Origin of the sequence: Methylotuvimicrobium buryatense 5G (genome assembly GCF_000341735.1) — a bacterium.
Classification (GTDB): domain Bacteria; phylum Pseudomonadota; class Gammaproteobacteria; order Methylococcales; family Methylomonadaceae; genus Methylotuvimicrobium; species Methylotuvimicrobium buryatense.
The window spans coordinates 3,477,809-3,500,914 of sequence record NZ_KB455575.1; the positions used below are offsets into that span (position 1 = coordinate 3,477,809).

At 51.4% G+C, this 23,106-nt stretch carries 19 protein-coding genes; 12 read left to right on the top strand and 7 right to left on the bottom strand.

The window, feature by feature from the left end; genetic code table 11:
* Positions 1-7 precede the first annotated feature (7 nt).
* From METBU_RS0115730 to METBU_RS0115745, 4 genes are read left to right on the top strand one after another with little or no spacing between them, the layout of a single operon-like run.
* Positions 8-3,682, top strand: coding sequence for an ATP-binding protein (locus METBU_RS0115730; protein ID WP_017841542.1), 3,675 nt, complete (start codon positions 8-10; stop codon positions 3,680-3,682).
* A complete protein-coding gene (locus METBU_RS0115735) occupies positions 3,675-4,307 on the top strand; it encodes a condensin complex protein MksE (RefSeq protein WP_017841543.1) in 633 nt (210 codons plus the stop codon). The genes METBU_RS0115730 and METBU_RS0115735 overlap by 8 nt, the downstream gene beginning before the upstream one ends.
* Positions 4,304-5,530, top strand: coding sequence for a hypothetical protein (locus tag METBU_RS0115740; protein WP_017841544.1), 1,227 nt, complete (start codon positions 4,304-4,306; stop codon positions 5,528-5,530). The genes METBU_RS0115735 and METBU_RS0115740 overlap by 4 nt, the downstream gene beginning before the upstream one ends.
* 4 nt (positions 5,531-5,534) lie before the next feature.
* Positions 5,535-6,428 (top strand): DUF7281 domain-containing protein, encoded by an 894-nt coding sequence (locus METBU_RS0115745; RefSeq protein WP_017841545.1) that lies wholly within the window; start codon positions 5,535-5,537, stop codon positions 6,426-6,428.
* Between the two features lie 620 nt (positions 6,429-7,048).
* On the opposite strand, the gene METBU_RS0115750 is transcribed toward METBU_RS0115745, so the two are convergent.
* The 5 genes from METBU_RS0115750 to METBU_RS0115770 all read right to left on the bottom strand — a co-directional run bounded on the left by METBU_RS0115750 (position 7,049) and on the right by METBU_RS0115770 (position 13,221).
* Positions 7,049-8,410: an NAD-dependent succinate-semialdehyde dehydrogenase gene (locus METBU_RS0115750; RefSeq protein WP_017841546.1), complete on the bottom strand. Its 1,362-nt coding sequence runs from the start codon at positions 8,408-8,410 to the stop codon at positions 7,049-7,051.
* A gap of 235 nt (positions 8,411-8,645) precedes the next feature.
* The gene (doeA, locus tag METBU_RS24385; RefSeq protein ID WP_017841547.1) at positions 8,646-9,821 is read right to left on the bottom strand and encodes an ectoine hydrolase; all 1,176 of its coding nucleotides are present in this window, start codon (positions 9,819-9,821) and stop codon (positions 8,646-8,648) included.
* Positions 9,818-11,095, bottom strand: coding sequence for an aspartate aminotransferase family protein (locus METBU_RS0115760; RefSeq protein ID WP_017841548.1), 1,278 nt, complete (start codon positions 11,093-11,095; stop codon positions 9,818-9,820). Before METBU_RS0115760 ends, doeA begins: the two co-directional genes overlap by 4 nt.
* A gap of 89 nt (positions 11,096-11,184) precedes the next feature.
* Positions 11,185-12,375 carry a N(2)-acetyl-L-2,4-diaminobutanoate deacetylase DoeB2 gene (doeB2, locus tag METBU_RS0115765; protein WP_017841549.1) on the bottom strand — a complete coding sequence of 397 codons (1,191 nt, stop codon included), beginning with the start codon at positions 12,373-12,375 and terminating at the stop codon, positions 11,185-11,187.
* Positions 12,376-12,744: 369 nt separating this feature from the next.
* The gene (locus METBU_RS0115770) at positions 12,745-13,221 is read right to left on the bottom strand and encodes a hypothetical protein (protein WP_017841550.1); all 477 of its coding nucleotides are present in this window, start codon (positions 13,219-13,221) and stop codon (positions 12,745-12,747) included.
* 203 nt (positions 13,222-13,424) lie between these two features.
* Between METBU_RS0115770 and METBU_RS0115775 the strand changes: the two genes are divergently transcribed.
* From METBU_RS0115775 to METBU_RS0115800, 6 genes are read left to right on the top strand one after another with little or no spacing between them, the layout of a single operon-like run.
* Positions 13,425-14,198: a DUF3450 domain-containing protein gene (locus METBU_RS0115775; RefSeq protein ID WP_017841551.1), complete on the top strand. Its 774-nt coding sequence runs from the start codon at positions 13,425-13,427 to the stop codon at positions 14,196-14,198.
* Positions 14,195-15,523, top strand: a complete 1,329-nt coding sequence (locus METBU_RS0115780; protein ID WP_017841552.1) for a MotA/TolQ/ExbB proton channel family protein — start codon at positions 14,195-14,197, stop codon at positions 15,521-15,523. Before METBU_RS0115775 ends, METBU_RS0115780 begins: the two co-directional genes overlap by 4 nt.
* The gene (locus METBU_RS0115785; protein ID WP_017841553.1) at positions 15,523-16,047 is read left to right on the top strand and encodes a MotA/TolQ/ExbB proton channel family protein; all 525 of its coding nucleotides are present in this window, start codon (positions 15,523-15,525) and stop codon (positions 16,045-16,047) included. Before METBU_RS0115780 ends, METBU_RS0115785 begins: the two co-directional genes overlap by 1 nt.
* A gap of 13 nt (positions 16,048-16,060) precedes the next feature.
* Positions 16,061-16,474, top strand: coding sequence for an ExbD/TolR family protein (locus tag METBU_RS0115790; RefSeq protein ID WP_017841554.1), 414 nt, complete (start codon positions 16,061-16,063; stop codon positions 16,472-16,474).
* Positions 16,471-17,145 carry an energy transducer TonB gene (locus METBU_RS0115795; protein ID WP_017841555.1) on the top strand — a complete coding sequence of 225 codons (675 nt, stop codon included), beginning with the start codon at positions 16,471-16,473 and terminating at the stop codon, positions 17,143-17,145. The genes METBU_RS0115790 and METBU_RS0115795 overlap by 4 nt, the downstream gene beginning before the upstream one ends.
* Positions 17,142-18,356, top strand: coding sequence for a tetratricopeptide repeat protein (locus tag METBU_RS0115800; RefSeq protein ID WP_017841556.1), 1,215 nt, complete (start codon positions 17,142-17,144; stop codon positions 18,354-18,356). The genes METBU_RS0115795 and METBU_RS0115800 overlap by 4 nt, the downstream gene beginning before the upstream one ends.
* 242 nt (positions 18,357-18,598) lie before the next feature.
* Here METBU_RS0115800 and METBU_RS0115805 read toward each other — a convergent pair whose 3' ends face one another.
* Positions 18,599-19,108 (bottom strand): hypothetical protein, encoded by a 510-nt coding sequence (locus METBU_RS0115805; protein WP_017841557.1) that lies wholly within the window; start codon positions 19,106-19,108, stop codon positions 18,599-18,601.
* Positions 19,109-19,394: 286 nt separating this feature from the next.
* On the opposite strand from METBU_RS0115805, the gene METBU_RS0115810 reads away from it, so the two are divergent.
* On the top strand, positions 19,395-20,000 hold the full coding sequence (locus METBU_RS0115810; RefSeq protein WP_017841558.1) for a peroxiredoxin: 606 nt from the start codon (positions 19,395-19,397) through the stop codon (positions 19,998-20,000).
* A gap of 229 nt (positions 20,001-20,229) precedes the next feature.
* Here the strand turns inward: METBU_RS0115810 and METBU_RS0115815 are convergent, their stop codons facing one another.
* A complete protein-coding gene (locus tag METBU_RS0115815; RefSeq protein WP_017841559.1) occupies positions 20,230-20,526 on the bottom strand; it encodes a hypothetical protein in 297 nt (98 codons plus the stop codon).
* Between the two features lie 270 nt (positions 20,527-20,796).
* Here METBU_RS0115815 and METBU_RS0115820 point away from each other — a divergent pair, with 270 nt between their 5' ends.
* Positions 20,797-22,938 (top strand): AsmA family protein, encoded by a 2,142-nt coding sequence (locus METBU_RS0115820; RefSeq protein WP_017841560.1) that lies wholly within the window; start codon positions 20,797-20,799, stop codon positions 22,936-22,938.
* Positions 22,939-23,106 lie beyond the last annotated feature (168 nt).

Consider the following 23,106-nt stretch of genomic DNA (forward strand, 5'->3'; position numbering starts at 1 on the left):
TTTAGAGATGTCTGATAGTTTTCGACTGCAAAAAATTATTCTGATCGACAGCTTTTGGCCCGGCAAGTCCGTTTTGCTGAAGCTGGATGGTCACACCAATCTGAGCGGCACGAACGGCGCCGGCAAGACTACATTTCTGCGTTTGATGCAGTTGTTCTGGGGCGAGCGGCCGAGCAATATCGTCGGCGGCAGTGGCAGTAAGAAAGGGTTTCTGGATTATTACCTGCCGCGCGGCAGCAGTTGTCTGGTCTACGAGTATCAACGTCCGCACGGTCAGGTCTGTCATGTCATGGTGCAGAGCGACGGGCGCGGTGCCAAATACAAGTTCATCGACGCCCCTTATCGGCAGGATTTTTATATCGGCGAGAACGGTCTGCCGCGCGACAGCCACAGCATCGAACGCCTCTACAAGACGCTGAACGCCGAGGCTTCCCGTTTCGTCGCGGTCGACGATTATTGCAGCATCATCCAGTGCCATCAGGTCAGTAGCGGCAAGCGCTGGTTGCGTCCGCTGCAACAACGCTTTGCGATGGGTTTCGCGCCGATGACGCATATCGAGAAGGTCATCGGTTCGGTCATCGAAAAAATCGGCGATTTCGACGTGATCAAACAAATGCTGATCGATATCTCGCGCAACAAACTCAGCCAGACCTTCCTGCAGAACGAAGACGATCAGCAGCCCTTTCAACTGAACAAACAGCACATTGACGCGTGGTTGTCCGACTTGACTGCAGCGAGGGAAATCGAGGCCAAGCGCGGCGATTTCGACGAATTGTTGCAGACGATAGGCGAGTACAAGGAAACGCTCAAGACCCTATCGCATATTCACGCGCTCGCGCTCGACAGTCATAAAACCGGCCTGAAGGAAAAAGACGCGCTCGAACAAAGCCTGAGCGAACTTAACGAACAGCGCGACCGATTGCAGCAGGAACACGATAGCCAGTTGGATCCGAAAACCGACACGCTGATCGAATGTAACGAGCGGCTGAAAGAACTGAATTATCAGATCGACGCGCTCGAAACGCAGAAACTCGAATATGAACGGCAGGATGCCGAAAGCTTTGCGTTCAGAGCTTCGCTACTCGAACAGCATGTCGAAAGACAGGTGAAAATCAAGGGCGAGATCGAAGCGCTGGAAAGCAAGACTCAGGAAATCAAGGCTTACTACGAGAAACAACTCGACGAATTACGGCACACTCACGACAGCCAGACCCAGACTTTCGAGAGGCAATGCGCAGAAGCGCAGTTCGCACAAGAGAAGAGCCTGCGCGAGACCGATGAGGCGTTTCAGCAACGCAAGGAAGAATTGCGGCAGGCAAAGGAAAGCCGGTTGCACCCGGTCAAGGAGCAAAAATCACAATGGCTGACCGAATTCGAAGTCGAAAAGAGCCGATTGAGGAATCCGCCGATTCCGGAAGCTTTGGCCGAACAGCAAGTCAAAAACCGGCAGGCGCTCGAAGCGGCCGTCAAGGAAAACCGGCTCGCCTATCAGGCACGGCATGACGCGCAAAATGACTACCAGAGCAAGCTCGATCAATTCCGGCAGATCGAACAAAAGCTCAAGGACAAAAATACCGAACTCAGAAATCTGCGCGAGCGCCATGCGCAGTGCCTGAAACGCCTGAGACCGGAACCCGGCACGCTGCAGCATTATCTCGACAATGAAGTCGAAGGCTGGCAAAACACCATCGGCCGCGTGATCGCGCCGGAACTGCTCGATCATAGCGGCCTCGATCCGCAGTGGAATGAAAACGGCGGCGACGACTTCTACGGACTGCGGATTGCGCTCGACACATTGGCCGAACGAAGCTATTTGACCGCCGACAAATTGCGTCTGGAGCAGGAAGAAAAAAATCTGTTCGACAACCTGAACGCGCTCGGCGTCGAAAGCGAAGGTCTCGATGCGAGTCTGAATGCCGCGAACACGCAACGCGAGCAGGCCAAGGCCGAGCTCGACAAGGTGCAGCAACGGATCAAGCGCGTCGAAAAGAACGAAGCGCATCTGCAAGACGAGGCGAATGCGCTGGCGGACCGGATCAAGGTCGAAACCGAAAAAGCGCGCCGCGACATCGAATTGAACATGCAGCGCTTGTCTTCCGACATCGAAGGCAGTAATAAAACCATCGCCGCGATTGAGGCGGAACACGAACAGGCGATGCATGCATTGCATGACGAACATCTGGGCCGGAAAGGCGTCATCGAGTCGGACGGCCAACGTCTGATTGCGACGATCAGAGAACAAATCGCCGCCGATACCGAACGCTTCGAACAGGAGAAACGCCGCATACAGCAGCAACTGAACAGCGAGTTGAAAGACAGCGGCGCCGACGACACGATCGTGAAATTGTCGGAACAGCTCCATGAGGCGAAGCGTCTTGAAAAAGAAGCGATAGACTTCCAGCGCAAGCATGAAGAATACCAGACGTGGTTGCAGCAACGCTGGCAGGAACATCCCGAACTGTGTCGTCGGCGCGGCGATTGCGAGAGTAAAAGCCGGCAGCTGAACGATGCGATCGAGCAGCTCAAGCAGGAGTTCAAGCGCCGCCGGGCGCAGCTGAATCAACAGATCGCTGCACAACAGGATCAATTGAAAAAGCGTCTCGGTTTGTTGAATCAACTGGAGCGATGCATGGAGCTGTTGAAAAGCAGTCCGCCGACCTATGCGGAAGAGCTGCATGCATACGCGGCCGACACGCTGCCGCGTCTAACCCAGGAGACGGTCAAGGATCGCAAGCGTCAGGAGCATGCGATCCACAGCGGCAAGCAGATTCTCGTGCAATTGTTCGGCAAACATCACCGCAGCCAGTTGGCCGAAGCCTGGCAACAGGCGCTGGCCGCGCCGGGGAATAGCGGGCCGTTTTTTCAGAACGAGGCCTTGGAGATCGAACAGCCGTTGATCGATGTGCTGCAAATGGTCGAACACGTCAGGCAAGCCACTGCGCAACAGATCGAACTGCATGCGACCGGTGTCAATGCCTTTTATCAGCATCTCTACAACTTCGACCGCGCGATCAAGCACACCGGCTCGGAGCTGTCCAAATACATCAGCGAAGAACAGTATTTCGTAGCGCTGGGCGAGATCACCGTCAACGTCCGCTCGAAGATGAGCGATCTGGAATATTGGCAGGCGCTGAAAAAATTCGGCGACAATTACAGTCAATACCGCGACAACGCCAAATTGATCGGCCATCGGGACATCCCCGACGAGCTGATTCAGGCAATGAACGAGCTGACCGCGCTGCTGCCATCGTCAGGTTTCAAGATCAAGCATTTGTCGCTGTTCGACATCGAGTTCAGCATCTACGAGAACGGCCAGCTCAAGCACGCCCGTAACGCGAAGGAGCTGAAGGACGTCAGTTCCACCGGACTGTCCTATCTGGCCTTGATCACGTTTTTCACCGGCGTGACGGCGATGCTGCGCAAGCAGAATCCGACTGTCGTCTGTTGGCCGATCGATGAGCTGGGCGATTTGGCGCCCGAGAACATCGAGGCGATGATGAATCTGCTCGCGAAACAGAACATACAGATTCTATCGGCGACGCCGACTGCCGACCGGCATGTGCTCGCCCTGTTCAGCCGGCGCTATCTGCTGAACAAGCAGAGACTGCATGAGGTCGAACTACCGGCCAGCAAGCTCGATCAGTTGTTGAATGCGATGCAACGGGAGAACGCCGATGTTTAAGCAGGTCGCCGAAGCGCTGTTGAGCGGTCATTTCATTTGCCCGACCGCCTATCCCGATGCCTACGATTATTTGTCGCAGCCGGCCAATGCGGACAAGATCGACGCGTTCCTTAAACCGTTGGACAGAACCTTGTTGTCGTTGGACGGCGAGGTCTATTATGCCGCCTACACGGTCGTCGACGACAGCAACCGCGGCCCCATCCGCGAAGCCTTCGCCGAAGTCCGTTCGCAATTGCGCCCGGTCGTCGAATGGATGGACATGGTCATGACCGCGCTCGGGCAGGACATGCCGATACGGGCGCGCGACGAAATTCGTATGACGCAGCTTTTGAACGCGATTGAGCACGAGCCGTCGCTGTCCGAGCAATTGAACCGGCTGACCCAATTGACGCTGTTCAAGACCAGCAAGACTGCGATCTCCGAACAGTTGTCGTGGGTCTTGCAAAAACTGGAGCAGAGCGGCTATCTGGTCAAGCCGAATCCGCAGGGCTCGCTTTATCTTGCGACCGGCAAGATCGATTATCTGCACCGCATCATCGCGTTTCTGAACGACGCCGAGGCGTTGGAGTTGGACAAGCACGCGGCCAATGCCGAAGATGTCGAGCAGCAGGAATTGTTTCTATGAGTTTCGACCGAGAACAGATCGCCGGCTTGATCCGCAAGCTGGCCGGCGCCGACCGGTTACTGGCGCAGACCTATATCGACGGAACGGTCTTCGTCGACGACGACAACCGCACCGCGATCGACAGTCTGAAAAAGGCCGGTATCTTACGTACCGCCGACGTCAGCGACGAATACCGCCTGACCGGCGACGTCAAACGCCTGATCGATCGCTTGCTGCTGCGCAATCAGCGCTACCAGCAGGCGATCGATCTGGGCAAGATGATATTGACCGTCGAAGAAGACATCGAGGACTATCGGCGCGCGCTCGAGCGAAACGAACAGGACGAGGCGCGCTATCATCTGGAACAGATCGACGACACGCTATACGAGGCGATCGAATCGCTGGAAACGAGCCTATCCGTCATGTTCGCGGCGATCACGAGCCAGTTCGGCTTCGTCTCGTCGCTGAACAGTAAGATCCGGCAAAACCGGCGCGCGTTGGCTTATGCGCAGCGCCTGGTGCAGGAACTCAACCAAGTCGACTTGAACGATTGCTACGACTGGCTAAGCTGGGCAGCGATTCCGCCCGAGCTGAGCCGCAAGATCATCCGTTTCATCGATCAATACAAGAGCATTGTCGAGCGGCTGACCAGCATCGTCGCCCGCATGAAGACCTTGCTGTTCACGCTGCGGCTGCAGGAACAGACCGCGAACCGAACCCGCGCGATGGCTCAATTTCTGAGGCAGCATCCGGAATGGGAACCGTTGGATTGGAGCATCGAGGCGGCCGCTCCGGAACTGCTTAGACGCGGTTCCGGCCTGAATTTGTCGCCCGGCATCGACACGGCCAATCCGGTCCTGCAAGCCGATCTCGTCGAGATCGTGCAGGAATTGAGACGGCAAACCAAACCGCTCGCGCCGCCGTCCCGGGACAATGCCTCGGCGCCGCTCGACACGCAGATGCCGGAGCGTATCGAATATCATCGAGACCTTTACGAGAGCCATATCGAAAACCTATTCGCATCGGCGCTCGAGCGGCAAGGCCGCAGCACGTCGGCGCTTCAGTATTGGCAAGGCGAAGGGCTCGAAATCAAGGCCGAATTGTGGCTGGACATGGTGTTCGCGCAATATTGCTGCCTGCCGCAGCGCATGAGAAGCGTCGTCGCGCTGGAGATGCAGGGTGAAAATCTGTCCGATTTCAACGGCAATCAAGTGATTCACGAGATTTCTTTACGCAGGGTGTAAATGAATGAACCGGAAACTGTTCAACTGGATCAGCGAACTCGTCGCAAGCGGGCCGGACCGAAACACGACTCGTCACGCCAGTGCGTTGGTCCGCGAAGTGATCGAACGTTATCGGTGCGGTCATTTGAATAAAGGCAGGCTGGTCTTCACCGCGCAGGACAAGCTCGAACTACGCCGGCGGGTTCGCGAGGAAACCGGCTTCGATCCCTTGGGCGAACGCCTGCCGGACGACAGGCTGACAGTCGCTAAACATCACGCGAACGAAAAACTGGCAGGGAAACCGGTCAGCGAAGATTATTTGCTGCTGAACAGTCCCGATGGCGCGCTCTGCATCAACGGTGGACGAATCACGCTGCAGCCTGCTTCGATCATGGCGGCTGGCGTGTTTTGTCCGAGTTCCGGCATCGTAACGGTCGAGCACGATGTGCTTGTGGTGGTCGAGAACCTGCCTGTCATGTCGCTGTGTCACGCATTCGAGATGCCGCAATCGGTTCGGCGGGCTCTCTGGGTTTATCGAGGCGACCCGAAAACCGGTTCGAAAATCGATGTCTGCCGCGCTTTTGTCGACCGTTTCGGTGCGAACAAAACCGTCGTCGTATTCAGCGATATGGATCCGAAAGGTTTGGAAATTGCATTGACGATGCCGCATGCTAATTACTGGCTCGGGCCGGTGCCGGAATCTTGGCAAACTTGGTTGAAAAAACAAGAAGTAGGAAATAGCGATGGCTATTATCTTCAGTCGAGGTCGATGACTTATCTGAAACGCCTTTCCGGAGCCGGTGCGCTGTCCGAGCCGATGAGTGCCTTAATCGCGTGTCTGCAAAACGAACGCAGCAGTTGCCGGCAAGAGCACATGTACAGCCACAAAATCGAGTTGGGCTTATTGCCGATACGCTAGCGGAAGGCCTTGATACGAACGTAACGCCAGGCGTAGGGTACTCATCGCGGACCCTAGCGCCGTAGGATGGGTAGTAGCGAAGCGGAAACCCATCGCTTTGTTTGAGTGCTGGTACGGTTGCGAGAACGCTGCCATTTACCAAATCCGCGATATGCTGTTACCCAAGCTCTAGCTTGGGTAACCTGTTCAGGAAGCTGGAGCTTCCAGGGTGTCTTTCCCAAGCTGGAGCTCTCATCGTTATACATAAATTGTACGCTGCGCGTACCAAAGCCGTGCCCTGACGGTTCGGTCGGCACATGAATATCGCGAGGTTACCATGGTACGCACAGCGTACCCTACGCGGTTCGTCTAGCGTTAGGTGATCCGCTAATGTTAAGTGACAATAAATGGTATCGAGGTCTCATTGGTTAAGATTGCAAAAGGGTAATTTTTGACTTATGTATAACGATGAGAGCTGGAGCTTGGGAAAGAGCGAGATGTGGGTTGGCCGTTTTTAGCTTGACGCGCATGGCTTGCGATCCCCGTCCTGCTAGGGATATGCTGATCTTTCGGCTTTAGCTGAAGAAACTCACTAATCAGGTCAGAATTTGTAAAAGCACGAACGACAAACTCCAAGAATCTTAACCCAGCCAAACTTGCTGCGCGTTGACAAATTCGTGCATGCCGTGCGGCCCCAGTTCGCGGCCGACTCCTGAGCGCTTGACGCCGCCGCTTGGTAATCTGGGGTCGGTTTTGACGATGCCGTTGACCGCGACTTGACCGGTTTCCAATTGCCGAGCCAGCGCTTCGCCTCGCGACCGTTCCGTCCAGATGCTGGCGGCTAGACCATATCGACTGTCGTTGGCTATGCGCACTGCTTCGTCTTGATCTTCAGCCTTGATAACGACGGCGACCGGGCCGAAAGTTTCTTCTCGCGCGGCGGTCATTTCGTTCGTGACACCGGTCAGTAAGGTGACCGGATAAAAATAGCCCGGCCCGTCCGGTATTTTTCCGCCGAGTCGGCATTGTGCGCCGGCGGCAATCGTTTCTTGAACCTGACGATGCAGGTTTAGTCGCAAGTCTTCTCGCGCCAAGGGGCCGATGTCTGTGCTTTCCTCATTCGGGTCGCCCAGTTTCAGCTTACTTAAACGTTCTTCAAGCCGTGTCACGAGTTCATCATGAATGCCGGCTTCGACAATGATGCGTTTGGCGGCGATACAAGATTGGCCGGCATTGATGATGCGCGACAGCGTAATCACATCGGCGGCTTTGTCCAGATCGGCATCGGACAGTACGATGCAGGGGTCGGAACCGCCTAATTCCAGGACGACTGGTTTGATTTCAGCACCGGCGATAGCGGCTACAAAACTGCCGGCTCTATCCGAACCGGTCAACGAGACGGCTTGCACGCGCGGGTCGCGAATAACCGCTTCGACATCGGCGTTCGACAAGGGCAGATTTTGCAATAGTCCCGTTGGTGCGCCGGCTTGCTCAAAAATCCGTGCTATTGCTTCGGCGCAGGCCGGAACATGCGGGTCGTGCTTCATCAGACAGGTGTTGCCGGCCATCAACGCTGGGGCGCAAAAGCGAAAAGCCAGCCAAATGGGTGCGTTCCACGGCAAAATTCCCAGTACAACGCCCAAAGGCAGATATTGCACATAGCTAAGACTGGCGTCCGATGCCAATGTATCCGAGGCAAGGTATGCCTCGCCATGTTCGGCGTAATGGTCGGCGCAGAGCGCTGCCTTCATTACTTCGGCACGAGCCTCCTTGATCGGTTTGCCCATTTCCAGAGTCATCAGTGGCGCCAAGGATTCTACATCGTCGCGTAAACGCTGAGCGATGTTACGTAACACTTGCGCGCGTTGCGCAAAGGATTGTTTTTTCCAATCGGCATAGGCTGTTTGCGCGCGATCGAGCGCAGCATCGCGAGCGGCGGCGTCGAGTTCCGGGCTTATGCCCAATGATTCGCCGTTGGATGGATTAATAACTTGTATGCTCATTAGTTTCGTTCTCCGTTGAATAAGCTAAATTAGGAATATCATTATTCATCGCTCCCACGCTGTTGAGGCCGTAAGTTAGTGAATACATCATAAAAAATTTATTCACCATGAAGAACATGAAGAAAAAGCCTATAAAGTCAACAATCTAATTCTTCATGTTCTTCATGGTTAATTCATAATCTTGAATACTTTCACAGTTTCTGGAGCGTGGTAGCCATTGAGTAACCCTCCTTGCCTAAGCCCCGTATTCGGGTTTCACCACAAAATCCTTATCCAGCGTGAAAAAGGATTCGCAGCCATTTTCGGTCACGTAAAGCGTGTCCGATATGCCCATAGTTTTATCGCCCTCGACGCCCCACATCCACGGGATGATGTGAAATGTCATGCCTTCTTCCAGCACCGTCGAAATACCTTGCTTTAAGCTGATGATGTAACCTTCGTCCCAGCTCGGCGGAAACGCGATGCCGATTGAATAGCCCGAACGCGTGATCAGGCTGCCGCCTATGTCATTGTCGGTGATGATCGCGCGCACCAGGTTATCGGCGTCCGAAACCGTCAGGCCGGGGCGCATGATTTCTTTCAGCCGTTGCAGCGCCAATTTCATTTTTTCCTGAGCCTTATAGAATGTATCCGTCATATCGCCCAGAACGACGGTGCGCATCATCGCGGTATGGTAGCGCCGGTAGCAGCCGCCGACTTCGAGAAAGACATGTTCGCCAGGCTGCACGACGCGTCCTTCCCAAGTAGCATGGCCGATCATCGTACGTGGACCACTAGTGACATAAGGCATTACTGCGGGAGTCTCGCCGCCCGCTTGAAACATGCCTGCACTGATCGCGGCTCCGATTTCGTTTTCGGTCGCACCGGCCACGCAAGCCTCGAACCCGGCTTTCATGCCGGCTTCGGTCGCATGCGCGGCCTTGCGCATGATTTCGATTTCCACCGGAGATTTGGTGATGCGCCCTTGTTCGACGATGCCGAAGCAATCCAGTAAGCGCCCGTCGGTGAAGGTTGTGTGAATCGAGTCTTGATGATAGGCCGGAAAGAAGTAGCTATTGCGTTCATAACCGATATGTTTGCCATTCAAACCGAATTCTCGAAGCGATTCCACGAGCATTTGAATCGCGTCGCCGGTATCGGGATAAGGTCGTGTGATTTCCACCCAAGTCCGCGCATAAACATTGGATTCTTCGAGTTTTCGAGTGATCATGAACGGCTCGTTGTCGAGCGGGATGACCAGGGCCTGAAAAAACGAATATCCGGTCGTTTGATAGTCGGTTAGATACATCAGGTTTTCCGGATCGCTGATTACGATAGCGTCAAGCAGCCGTTTTTGCATCCGCCCACGCAGTTCGTCGATTCGGCGTTGGTATTCCGCGAACGGAAATGTCATGTCGTCGCGTACAATCATAAGGCCTCCAAAGCATCCGCTAAGACGCCCGAGAAAATCGTTAAACCTTCGAGCAGATCGGCTTCCGGAATCGTAAGCGGCGGAATCATTTTGATGACTTTGCCGCCCGTTCCGCAGGCGCTGAGAAGCAGCCCGCGTTCGAAGCAAAGATTAACGATGTTTTTCGCCAAGGCGCCATCGGCGATGTCCAACCCTTGCAGCATACCTTTGCCGCGCACTTGAAACCGCCCTTGCCCGAAGCGCTCCGTCAAGTCTTCGAGATGCTGCTGCATCTTAGCGCCTTTCAGCTTGACATCGTTCATCAATGCATCATCGTTGAAATAGGACAGCGCCACTTTGCCGGCGACGAACGAGAAGCCTTGGCCTCGAAACGTGCCGGTATGTTCGCCGGGTTGCCAATGCTGGTCGTGTTCCGGCTTGACTAAATTCATCGCCAGCGGCGTGCCGAAGCCGCCGATGCCTTTGGCTAACGTGATAATGTCCGGCTCCAAATCCATGCCGTCAAAACTGAAATATTGACCGGTGCGCCCGCAACCGGCCTGGATGTCGTCAAAAATCAATAGCGCGCCCAGATCGTGCGCCAGTTTTTGCACGGCGTGTAACCATTCCCGACTGGCCACATTGATGCCGCCTTCGGCTTGAATCGGTTCGACTAAAAACGCCGCCGGCGGTTCCAGGCCGCTCGACGAATCGGAGAATTGCGCGCGCAATTGTTCAAGAGATTCCAAGCCGCAGCCTAATTGACAACCGATGCAGGGCTTTTCGCAGCCGAAGGGTTCATGACGGACATATTCCAAGGGTACGCCAGCGGCATTACGGAAATATTGGTTTGCCGTGCAGGCCAGCGAGCCCAACGTCATGCCGTGAAAGCCGTGATTGAATGCAATGATCGTACGGCGTCCGGTGACCTTGCGCGCCAATTTCAGCGCGGTTTCGACCGCATTAGTGCCGGTCGGTCCCATGAATTGCATTTTGTAATTCATGTTTCGCGGTTTTAGCACGCTATTGGCAAAGGCTTCGATAAAATCGCGTTTCGCCGTGGTGTAGGTATCCAGACTGTGCGCTACGCCATCCGCCTCGATAAAATCGATCAAGGCTTTTTTCATAAACGGGTTGTTGTGGCCGAAATTGAGTACACCGGCGCCTGCGAAGAAGTCGATATAGGATCTTCCTGACTCATCCACTTGACGGGCATTGGAAGCCGATTTGAAAACGGTCGGATATACGCGGCAATAGCCGCGAATTTCGGATTCCCATTGTTCAAAGACTTTCATGATTACTCTCCTTATAGTTGGCGGGGCGGCAAGTCGCCCGGTTAATGCTTATCCGGCGATATCGTTGCCGGATAACGCTTTTGCTTGAGTTAGGTTCGAGCGCGAAGCGAGTTAATCTCATCCGGCAAGGGCGCACCGGCCAAACGGGCATAAATGCGAGCGACTCGATCGATCAATTTGTCATTGAAATCGTATTCGGGGCTATGGCAGGAGCGTTGATGTGCTGCAATGCCGTCATCGGTGCCGATTAAAGCGAAAGCTCCCGTAATCGCATTCAGGTAATAATGGAAATCCTCAGAGGCCATGATTGGAAGCGGCGTATTTTGGCTGAGTCCGTCGCTGCCTAATTCCTGCAGCAATGCCCGGCGATAAAAAGCCGCGGGTTCGGGGTGATTGATCGTCGCTCCATATCTTGGAAAGACCGTAACGTGGCAATCGACCTCATAAGCCGCGGCGGTGGCCGTTGAAATGTCCTGAATGCATTGCGTCAATCGGTCGCGTGTCAATTCGTGGGCGATGCGGAAGCTGCCGCCGATCAAGGCCTTGTCGGGAATCACGGTAGGCGAGCTGGAGGCTTCGATCGAGGTGACACTCAGCACGGCGGCTTCCTGAGGCGGCAGCCGGCGCGATAGCGTCTGTTGCAGGGCAATGACTATAGCTGCCGCCGCAAGTACAGGGTCTCGACAGGCTTCCGGTTGACTGGCATGTCCGCCTTGGCCTTGAACAACGATTTCGAAGGTGCCGTTACCCGCCATGACCGTCCCGTCGGGACAGACTGCCTGACCGAACGGTATCGCCGGCCAATTGTGCCATCCGTATATGACGTCGACGCCTTCGAGTGCGCCGTCTTCGATCATGCGTTTGGCGCCATGACCGCCTTCTTCGGCCGGTTGAAACAACAGACTTACCGGACCCGGCAAGCTGTCTTCGTGAGTTTTGAGCCAGTGTGCGGCCGCGATCAGCGTGGCCGTGTGGCCGTCATGTCCGCAGGCGTGCATGCATCCTGCCGTTTGCGAGGACCAAGCCATACCACTGCTTTCATGGATAGGAAGTGCGTCGATATCGGCCCGTAAGGCGATATGGCGGCCGTTTTTGTTATGTGCCAATCGTGCCACCGTACCGGTGTCGGCACAGACTTGCCAAGCGATGCCTAAACGGGAAAGTTCATTGCGAATTCGCTGCGCGGTTTCTTGCTCCTGCCAGCTAAGTTCAGGTTTCTGATGCAGGGTATGGCGAAATGCCACGGCATTTTGAATCAGCTGTTCCCAGTGTATGGCCATATTTCAATACTCCTGTTTGGGCTTCCGGATTGCTTACTACGCTAAAGATTGCTATTACCTAAACAAGAAAACAGCAGGCTTTTTCACAGGTCGGTCATAGGTAGCCTGAATGGACTATAGGTCACACCATACCCTTTTTGACTAATCAGAACAAAAAGAAAGGCTAAAAAATAAGTCGTTTGGGAGATATAAATGGGAAGGAAAAGCAGGGTCTGTAAAATTAAGGCTTAATGCAAACAAGCATTTAGATGGGGTCTATGTTAAGACTTTTCAGTATTGAATTTCGCATGGTAATGTCTATGGACTTCCTGTTTTCCTTCTATGAATATGACATTGTTGGCCGAAAGTTGCATAAACGAGTTGTGGTCTTTAATTGCTTCTATCAGGCTTTGGCGTATCTATGCCGGAAACTTTGCTATTAACAAGTGGTCGCAGGTAGGTTTGTAAACACAGTTCGCGAATACAACGATGGGATGCTTGGTCGAGGCAGTGAAAATCAGCTGCACATAGTTGCCGAGTTGCTAAAAGGAACTGAATTTTTTCCGGATCGATCTCGATGCGTATCGTGCATGGCTTGTCGCAGACTTGCGGCGTTTCTTGCGTTAAGTTGTTCGACGCTAAAGAGGAGTTTTGGTGTCGTAAACGAAATGCCGACATTTTTGTAAGCAACCAACGGCTTTGTGCTATTTGCGAACACAGCAATGTCGGTATTTGTTTGATTACCAATTCAATAGGTAGCGATAATGGATTTAATTTTAAAACATTCATATGCGGCTTTTTATGATGGTTTCCAAAAAAGGAAAGCGTTGTTAGAATGAACTTTGTTTTAATAGTAATGAGAATCATTGTTATTAGCAAATAATTTATTCCTCTCTTTATTTATACTATTGCACTATGGTGCTTGAGCTTAGGCCTAACTAAAGTTAAATGATTCTTCGGGAAGATAGAGAGTAACCGTAACTTTCTTCATGAAATAGCTAAATGACTCTTGTTTGCATTTACAACTGTGATAAAGTTACTTTCGTTTTAACATTACTTGGATTTAATTTATGTTTTTAACGTGCCGATTTTCCAAGGCTCTGGCCGGCGTTACCGTGTTATTTTTGTCCGCCGGCGCTTATTCGGACCCTTTGAATCAAGCGATCGACACCGATCTGGCGACCAATAAAGCAGCCGTCGATTCGCAAAAAAACATCGATCGGCTTAGCGATCAAACTCAAAAAATGCTCGAGGAATACAGGACTGCAAGCCGCCATGCTGATACCTTGCAGACTTACAACAAACATCTGAAAGATTTGCTCGCCTCTCAGCAACAGGAGAAAGCCTCGCTCGAACGGCAGCTCGATCAGATTGAGGACACGCAACGCGAAATCGTGCCTTTGATTCTGCGTATGCTCGACAGTCTCGAGCAATTCATTGCCTTGGATGTGCCGTTTTTGCCCGAAGAGCGTCAGGAGCGCTTGAATCAGTTGAAAGACATGGTCAATCGCGCCGACGTGACCCCTGCCGAAAAATTTCGCCGTATCATCGAAGCGTTTCAAGTTGAAAACGAATACGGCAATACCATCGAAGCCTATCGGGCCGATCTCGAATTGGACGGGTCTGTCAGTTCGGTCGATTTTTTGCGCTTGGGCCGTGTCGCGTTGTATTTTCAACGTCTCGACGGTAGCGAAACCGGCTTCTGGAATAAAGAGACGCAATCTTGGGAAACCTTATCTTCGAGCTATCGCAACGCGATACGTGACGGGCTAAGAATCGCCCGTAAGGAAGCCGCGCCCGATTTACTGACGTTACCGCTGCCGGCGCCGGAGGCAAGCCAATGAGAGTAATAACTTTACTACTGACCGGATTGTTATTGTCCGGCAATGCGATCGCCGACCGACTTTCGCTCGATCAATTGCTGAAGGAAATTCAAAAATCCCAAGGTATCGAAGGCAAAATCAATCGCGAACGCGAAGCCCGTTTTATTGCCGATCATGCCAAGCAGCAGGAATTGTTGCAGTCGGCCAAAAACGAACTCGCGGCTCAAGAACGTTTGAGCAAACAATTGAAAGATCAAATGGAAGCGAACGAGCAGGCGCTCGACCGTTTGCAGGTTGAACTCGATAATCGTAGCGGTATTCTGCGCGAATTGACCGGCGTCGCGAAACAAGCCGCCGGCGATTTGAAAGCCGATTTGGAAAGCTCGATCGTTTCGGCACAGTTTCCGGAACGTGCCGGAAAATTGGCCGCGATGACGCAAAGCAAGGCGTTGCCGACCTTGGAAGAGCTCGAGTCGCTGTGGTTTTATCTGCTCCAAGAAATGACCGAATCAGGCAAAGTCGTCAAATTCGACAGCGATATTTTGACGGCTTCGGGCGAACCTCGTCAGGCAGAAGTGGTGCGCATCGGCACCTTCAACGCGATTGCCGACGGGCAGTATCTCCGCTATTTATCCGAAACCGGTAAATTGGCCGAATTGGCGCGGCAACCGGGCGGCGCTTATAACAGTCTTGCCGAAAAGTTTGCCGCGGCTTCGTCCGGAACCGCCGATTTGGGCGTCGATCCCACGCGCGGGGTGATTTTAAGCATGCTCATCCAAGCGCCCGATTCTATTGAACGAATTCAACAAGGCGGTGGGATCGGCTACATTATTTTGCTGCTGGGCGGCTTCGGTCTGATTTACGGACTGTATAGGCTGTTGATGTTGACTCAAACCCATAAGCGGGTTAGCGAGCAAATTGCATCGACCGAGGTTTCCGAAGCCAATCCGCTCGGGCGCATCATTACCGCGGTCGAACAAAATCAGACGCAAAACACTGAAACGCTGGAATTGATTCTCGACGAAGCGATTACCCGCGAGGTACCAGTCTTAGAAAAAGGGTTGTCGATGATCAAACTATTGGCCGCAGTCGCACCTCTGTTGGGACTGCTCGGTACCGTTACCGGTATGATCGCGACCTTCCAATCGATCAGTCTATTCGGTACCGGCGATCCGAAATTGATGGCGAGCGGGATCTCGCAAGCCTTGGTTACGACGATGCTGGGCTTGTGCGCAGCCGTTCCTTTACTGTTTTTGCATAGTCTATTGGCTTACCGTAGCCGTGCGCTGATTCAAGTTCTCGATGAACAAAGTGCCGGTATCATCAGTCGCCGGGCCGGAAAGTAATGAACGGGTTTTTCTCTATTTTCGATTCGATCGGCCATTTTCTCGATAGCGGCGGCATCGTTTTGAAGGTTATTTTGTTCGTTTCTGTCGGCTTGTGGTGTCTTATCGCCGAACGTTTGTTGTATTTTCGGTTTAATTATCCGAAGGATCGGCAAGTATGGCTGGAACAATGGGAAAGCCGTGTCGATAAAAGTTCTTACGATGCGCATAATATTCGAAACTTCATCATTTCCGAAGCCAAACTCGCAATGGGTAAGTCGTTGACTATCATCAAAATGCTGATCGGCTTATGTCCGCTACTCGGGCTTTTAGGTACCGTGACCGGCATGATACATGTTTTCGATGTGATGGCGGTGACCGGTACCGGCAATGCCCGGGCGATGGCTTCCGGTATTTCGCTGGCGACGATTCCGACCATGTCGGGAATGGTGATTGCGATCGCCGGTCTTTATTTCAGTAAAACGATAGAAGAACGCGTCAGCGACGAAACCCATCATTTAGCCGATTTATTGAAATTCCAATAACGAGATTGTTTTTATGCGACGTACTACTAGCCGTTCGACATCCGATCAAATTTCTGATATCGATATGACGCCGATGCTCGACATCGTGTTCATCATGCTGATTTTTTTCATTGTGACGACGTCTTTCGTTAAGGAATCCGGTATCGATGTTAATCGACCCACCGCGCAAACGGCCGAGAAAAAAGAACAGGCTCATATTATCGTGTCGATCAAGGCCGACGGCGAAATATGGATCGATAAACGCGCGGTCGATGTCCGCGCGGTCAGGGCCAATGTCGCGCGCTTGCAGGCCGAAAATCCGCTCGGCTCGGTTATCATTGCCGCCGACCGCGACACCAAGACCCACGTTCTTGTGCAAGTTATGGATCAAATCCGTTTGGCCGGTATCACCAATGCGGCGATCGCGACGGAAACGGAATCGAAGTGAAGCGCCTCGCGATTTCATTATTGGCCGGGCTGGGCGTTACGCTGGCTTTGTTTTGGCTGATGCAAGCGATGGTGATGAATAGAGGGAGCGGTTTTGAGAAAACCGACAACCTGCAAATGGTCGAGTTCGTGCGCTTGAAACGAGAAACCAAACCTCAGGTCCAGGAAAAAAAGACCGTCAAGCCGCCGCCTCCGCCGGAAAAACGTCCGCCGCCACCGCCGATGCAAACGCAGCACACACAACCGATGGCTGCCGCTCAGCCGAATTTGGCGATTCCGAATCTGAGCGTGCCGTTACCGAGCGCTCGTTTCGGCGGTTCGGCTTTGGAAGGTTTGACAGTGGGTGCGGCAGCGCCCTCGCCTTCCGCGCCGAGTGCAGCGGTCGGTACCGGCACGATTACGACCGACGTGACGCCATTGGTACGCATTCCGCCGCGTTATCCGATGCGTGCGGCGAGCCGGCGCATCGAAGGTTGGGTCAAGGTGGAATTTACGATTACGAAAACCGGCGAAGTCAGCGATGCGGTTGTGGTCGAGTCTCATCCAAGCGATATTTTTAACCGCGAAGCGCTTGCCGCCGTCAAGCGATGGAAATTCAAAGCGAAAGTGGTCGACGGCAAGGCTTACGAACAAAGGGCTCAACAAACCTTGGAGTTTAAACTGTCCAAATGAAGCGAACGCACTTACTCAGCTTACTGCTTGTTTCATTATTGAATGCGCCGGTTGCTGCCGCGGCCGATGCCAAGCAAGCGACGATTTCTCCTGCGCTGTATCAAAAAATTCAGTCTACGGACCGGCTTATTGCCGATAAGGCTTACGGCAAGGCCGAACAGCAATTGTTGGCGATGGTCGGCGAAGTCAAAGCCGGAGGCTTGGATCAAGCCGTCGTGTTGCGTAGCCTGGCTTCGGTTTATGCACTCAAGGAGCAATATGCTAAGGCTACCGAATGGCTGTCAAAAGCCGTTGCATTAAATACCCTGCCTGACAAACAACAGCAAGATGCGCTTTTAAACCTGGGGCAGCTATATTTGGCTGCCGAGCAATATGCCAAGGCGATTGAGACTCTGAAGCCATGGTTGGCAAAAAATCCGGTGCCGGATGCGCAAACTCATGTGTTGTTGGCGAATGCCTATACTCAGTTGAAACAATATCGTAATGCCTTGCCGCATATTTCCAAGGCCATTCAGTCGACTGCCAAGCCTGAAGATTCATGGTATCAGCTACAGCTCGCGTTGTTTTATGAATTGAAAGACTATCAATCGGCGATACCGTTATTGCGCAAGCTGATGGCTGCCAATCCGACCAAAAACGAGTATTGGACCCAGTTAGTTTCGGTTTATCAACAATTGAATCAATACACGCAGGCGGCCACGGTCAAGCATCTGGCATACAAAAAAGGCCTAGTGAATTCGGAACAGGAAATTTTAGATCTGGTTAATTTATTTCTGTATGCCGGGTTGCCGTATAAAGCCGCTTCCGTATTGCGGTCCGAACTCGATGCGAAAAAAGTTGCGAATACGGTAAAAAATTGGGAATTACTGGCTAACGCCTGGAAGCAGGCACGGGAATTGAATAAAGCCGTTCAAGCCTTGGAAGCCGCCTCTAAGCTCGATGACAAAGGCAGTCTTTATCAACAACTCGGGCAAATCTATTATGAGCAAGAAAACTGGAACGCAGCCATTGCCGCGATGAATAAGGCATTGGCAAAAGGCGGGTTGAAACAACCCGGCCAAGCTTATATGATTCTCGGGATGAGTTATTACGAAAGCAATAACACCGAACAGGCCCGCCAATCTTTTGCCCAGGCGAAAAGCTTTCCTAACAATAGAAAAAACGCAGAGCAATGGCTCAGTTATCTAAGTAAAACCAACGAGACTTCTTAGGAATGAGCACAAAATAACTTCTACAAGTAGTAGGCTTTGCGGAGGTTCGGTGACTCGCTTGACAGGACGCCGTGAATACGTCCCTGTAGGCTTGACGGCGGCTATCCCTGCCGCCGACACCTGTCAATCGAGCCCCCGGACTCCCCTTCCAACAGTTGTCTAAGTTATTTCATGCTCGTTCCTTAGATACGCTATTGCTCGTAAGCAGAGCCGAATAAGGCTAGGCTCTGCTATGCGGTTTTTTAAACAACTCTGAGATTGGGGTCGTCGTACAATCGACGTTTTTTCCAGCCGGCAAATTGACTATCGTCGAATTCCAGGTCATTGTCTATCGCATATTCATAGCAACTACGGAATAAGCGCGCGGTACGAAACGCGTGCAATTCGTCGTCGGCAGTGACTTTTTCGACATTGCCGACCTGAAAGGTTTTGTTTCTGGACTTGCCGTCCTTGACCCAAAACACCGTGTAGCATAAGTAACTCTTATCCTTGCGGTGGTCGTACTTGATCGTTCTAGAAACGCCGGTCAGTCCCGTAGTCGTTTTATTTTTCGGTGGCTTGAGAAAGCGCGTCTTACTCCCTTTCAAAGCCACCAACATTTGATCGCGCCAAGCGATAGCGGCTTTTAAGGATTTATTTTTGTTTCCCCAAAGCTTATGAGAAAAATAACGACTGGTTTCTTTACCTCGCCGAACGATTCGGACCTGATACCCGAATACATCGGGCTCTGTGATTTGTTTATGTTTTACCATAGCATTTGAACCTACTAACGGTTTTCACCATTTGTTGAACAGAGAATATTTGCCGCTAATACATCGAGGTTATTCCGCGTGAAGCAGAAAAATATTACAAAATTATGAAAGCTTACCGGTGTAAGCCTATGCTTACAAATTATCCTCATTCCCAAAATAAAAGCAAGTTAAAAGTTAGGGAATTGTGACAATTCCCTAGTATTTTGATGTAGAATGCGACTATGCCACCGATTGGTGGTTGTCCTCAACTCATAACCTTCTATTTTTAAACACTTGGAGACATTCGATGAGCGTATTAGTAGGTAAACAAGCCCCCGACTTTACCGTTCCTGCAGTACTGGGCAATGGCGAAATAGTCGATGCTTTTAATTTTTCCGAAGCAACAAAAGGCAAATATGCGGTAGTCTTCTTTTACCCGCTGGACTTTACCTTTGTTTGCCCTAGCGAATTGATCGCTCTCGATCATCGCATTGACGAGTTCAAAAGTCGTGGCGTCGAAGTAATTGCCGTTTCGATCGACTCTCACTTTACGCACAATGCATGGCGTAATACGCCGGTTAACAAAGGCGGTATTGGCCCGGTCCGTTACACAATGGCGGCCGATATTTCACACGGTATCTGTAAAGATTACGATGTCGAAGCCGCTGCGCCGGCCGTCGCTTATCGCGGAACTTTCTTGATCGACAAGGAAGGCGTGGTTCGTCATCAAGTCGTTAACGATCTGCCTCTGGGCCGTAACATGGACGAATTGATTCGTATGGTCGACGCCCTGCAATTCTTCGAGGAAAATGGCGAGGTTTGCCCTGCAGGTTGGAACAAAGGCGATTCGGGTATGAACGCAAGCCCTGAAGGCGTTGCCGAGTATCTGGAGAAAAATGCCGACAAGCTCTAATCGAATGATTCGATAGGCTTAAAAAGGCGCATTGCCGTTTGGCAATGCGCCTTTTTTATTTGTTGTCCTAAAAAGAGCAGTTGGCATGTGTTGTAGACCGTTCGTGTTGAGCCCTTCGGCTCTCCTGAGCGTAAGCCGAAGGGCTCAGAACGAACGGTAGTTTTTGAGGCACTCAAATGCTTTTTTAGGGTTATCGGTACGGAGTCAGGGTAATTAGGCAATAAGCAATTTACTGGTTGTCTTGTTTCGATTCGGCCGCATCGATCAGATATTTCTTTCGGATGAACAGTGTGGCAAGTATCGCAAGTAATGCAGGGGTTAAAATGATCACGAACTTCAAGATACCCGAATTTCCTGCAAGCGCATCTAAATTTAGACTTTTGATCGATAATTTGACGATCCACCAAGTCAACCAGTAACCAACCAAACCGGTTATCGCCCAGTTCATTGGGTTTTCACCTAATTTTTTCGCAGTTTGATAAAACCATACCAGCATAACGATTCCGGCAATTTGAGCAAACAACATTGAGTTACCCTCCCTATTCTTTTTTATTAAGTCGTGTGCCTTAATGAAAGCACTTTTGAGTGCTTCATGAGGTCACGGTGTATTTTTTTAATTATGCAATCGATCTACTACGATTTGATTTCGTTAACTCTTCGGAGCATAGGTATCCGGTGGCCTTGCGCAATATTTCGATTGATTTAAGCCGCAGTAACGCTTAACGTAATGAATGATCACACATGATAATTCAAATTTAACCGCTAATCACATCTTTATTCAGAAAGGAGACTGGCAGTGCTAAAAACCCTGAAAATATTTTTATCGGTTTTTGCGGCTATTATTTTGCTCATTGTCATTGCAGCAGTGGCTTTGCCGTTATTGTTCAGTCCCAATGATTTCAAGCCGCAAATTGCTTCGGCGGTTAAAGACAAAACCGGTCGCGATTTGACTATCTCGGGCGATATCGAATTATCGATCTTTCCATGGATTGGCGTCACTGCCGAAAAACTGGCCTTAAGCAATGCCGAAGGTTTTCAAAAAATTCCGTTCGCTGAAATCGAAAACGCGCAAATTAGAGCCAAATTACTGCCTTTATTGTCTAAAAAGTTCGAAGTAGACCGTGTCGTCCTGAAAGGCTTGATTTTAAATTTAGAAAAAAACGAGACCGGAATCAGTAATTGGGACGATTTCAAGCAAGCCCAACCCGAGGCGCATACCGCTGCGACATCAACCGAGTGGGAAGATACCAATACTGTCGATACCGATACCGATGTTGAAGCGCTTAAGACGGTTGCCAGTCTAGCGATTGCAGGCATAAATCTTGAAAACGCCCGATTGAATTGGCACGACAGGCAAAACGATACGCGCTTTTCAATTAAGGAGTTGAATCTGATTTCAGACGATTTGGCTTTCGATAAGCCCATCGATTTAAAGCTTAGCTTTATTTTAGAGCAGCCTGAACAGGAATTAACCGGCTTTTACCAGCTCTCCGCCGAATTACTGCTCAACGAAAATTTCGATCGCTTTAATGCGACCCGATTTGATTTATCCGCCGAGATTCGAGGAAAAGACATTCCCGGCGGATCGATGTCGGCAAAAGTGATGGCTCAAGCCGATCTGAATTTGACCGCGCAATTGCTCGAATTGACCAAGCTCGATGTCGAATCAGGGGATTTGCATGTGCTTGCATCGCTCAGCGGAAAGCAGGTGATTGACGCACCCGTTTTCGAGGGGCCTGTGAGCATTGCCCGCTTTAATCCATCGGCATGGTTAAAGCAGGCCGGCATCGACCCTCCTGTTATGCGTGATGCTCAGGCATTGACGTCATTAAGCGCCGATTTCAAATTACAGGTTGCATCCGAATCGGCGGATTTACAAAGTATCAGCATTCAACTCGACGATAGCGCGATTAAAGGTAATGGCCGCGTCGATAATTTCGGCGATCCGGCAATATCATTCAACTTAAACGTCGATACCTTGAATGTCGATCGTTATCTAGCGCCTGAAGACGAATCGGATAAGACAGCGCAACCGATTGCAGGACCTGCCGCCGCAGTCGCCGCGGGCGCTTCGATGATTCAGGTTGAAACCTTAAGAGGTTTGAATATCAATGGCTTGTTATCGATCGGCAGGCTCACGATCAGCAATCTTTTACTGCACGGTGTCGATCTCAAATTGACTGCCAAAGACGGCAAAGTCAACACCGAACAAGCCGTAAAAACTTTGTATCGGGGCTCTTATGAAGGCACGATGAATCTAGATGTGACCGGCGAATTGCCGCAATGGAGGCTCAACGAAAAATTCATCGGTATACAAATCGAACCTTTATTGAACGATTATGCCGGCAGTGCAAAGATTGCCGGTGCAATGACCGCATCGACTAGGCTCCAGGCTAGCGGCAATGATAGCAAAGCGCTTAAATCCACATTGAACGGCCAAGTCGATTTTTTATTCAAGGACAGCATCATTAGAGGATTTAATTTGCAACAAATGATCGACGATGCAAAATCACTGCTAAAAGGCACGCAGGTACTCCGCGACAATCCGAAAGATCAAACCGCTTTTTCCGAAATTAAGGGTAGCGCCCGAGTCGTCAATGGGGTTATTAGCAATAACGATCTTATCGCTACGGCTTCCAAGATCGAAGCCACCGGAAAAGGTACCGCTGATTTGAAATCCGAACGGATCGATTACCGGATCAATGCAAAACTAGTCCGAAGTAAAGTAGCCGAAAGCACGGCCGACAAGATCAAGGAATTGCCAATCGTCATCAACATCACCGGTAATTTCAAAGAGCCGGAATATAAACTCGATATTGCGTCGATGCTCAAAGACCAGCAACTGGAAAAGCTCGAGCGCAAAAAAGACAAGTTACTGGACAAGCTCGACAAAAAAGTTGGCCCCGGCGTTTCTGATATATTGAAAAAGTTTTTTTGATACCGGATCAAGACGATCCAAATACTCGAAACAAGCTTATTGAGAGCCATTGCTAAGTTCTCCGGTATTTACTCGCTACCGTTAAGTTAATGGCTTTTCCGTTCGCCTAGAGCCCTTCGGCTGTGCTCAGGAAAGCTTTGTCGAAGGGTGAATAGAGAAGCCCGGGTC

Excerpts from the sequence above, each read along its gene's own strand:
- METBU_RS0115785 (WP_017841553.1), top strand. The coding sequence starts at position 15,523 with ATGAACGGGTTTTTCTCTATTTTCGATTCGATCGGCCATTTTCTCGAT.
- METBU_RS0115730 (WP_017841542.1), top strand. The coding sequence starts at position 8 with ATGTCTGATAGTTTTCGACTGCAAAAAATTATTCTGATCGACAGCTTT.
- METBU_RS0115815 (WP_017841559.1), bottom strand. The coding sequence starts at position 20,526 with ATGTTGTTTGCTCAAATTGCCGGAATCGTTATGCTGGTATGGTTTTAT.
- METBU_RS0115810 (WP_017841558.1), top strand. The coding sequence starts at position 19,395 with ATGAGCGTATTAGTAGGTAAACAAGCCCCCGACTTTACCGTTCCTGCA.
- doeB2 (WP_017841549.1), bottom strand. The coding sequence starts at position 12,375 with ATGGCCATACACTGGGAACAGCTGATTCAAAATGCCGTGGCATTTCGC.
- METBU_RS0115750 (WP_017841546.1), bottom strand. The coding sequence starts at position 8,410 with ATGAGCATACAAGTTATTAATCCATCCAACGGCGAATCATTGGGCATA.
- METBU_RS0115745 (WP_017841545.1), top strand. The coding sequence starts at position 5,535 with ATGAACCGGAAACTGTTCAACTGGATCAGCGAACTCGTCGCAAGCGGG.
- METBU_RS0115740 (WP_017841544.1), top strand. The coding sequence starts at position 4,304 with ATGAGTTTCGACCGAGAACAGATCGCCGGCTTGATCCGCAAGCTGGCC.
- METBU_RS0115800 (WP_017841556.1), top strand. The coding sequence starts at position 17,142 with ATGAAGCGAACGCACTTACTCAGCTTACTGCTTGTTTCATTATTGAAT.
- METBU_RS0115780 (WP_017841552.1), top strand. The coding sequence starts at position 14,195 with ATGAGAGTAATAACTTTACTACTGACCGGATTGTTATTGTCCGGCAAT.
- METBU_RS0115805 (WP_017841557.1), bottom strand. The coding sequence starts at position 19,108 with ATGGTAAAACATAAACAAATCACAGAGCCCGATGTATTCGGGTATCAG.
- METBU_RS0115735 (WP_017841543.1), top strand. The coding sequence starts at position 3,675 with ATGTTTAAGCAGGTCGCCGAAGCGCTGTTGAGCGGTCATTTCATTTGC.
- METBU_RS0115760 (WP_017841548.1), bottom strand. The coding sequence starts at position 11,095 with ATGAAAGTCTTTGAACAATGGGAATCCGAAATTCGCGGCTATTGCCGC.
- METBU_RS0115775 (WP_017841551.1), top strand. The coding sequence starts at position 13,425 with ATGTTTTTAACGTGCCGATTTTCCAAGGCTCTGGCCGGCGTTACCGTG.
- doeA (WP_017841547.1), bottom strand. The coding sequence starts at position 9,821 with ATGATTGTACGCGACGACATGACATTTCCGTTCGCGGAATACCAACGC.
- METBU_RS0115770 (WP_017841550.1), bottom strand. The coding sequence starts at position 13,221 with ATGATTCTCATTACTATTAAAACAAAGTTCATTCTAACAACGCTTTCC.
- METBU_RS0115790 (WP_017841554.1), top strand. The coding sequence starts at position 16,061 with ATGCGACGTACTACTAGCCGTTCGACATCCGATCAAATTTCTGATATC.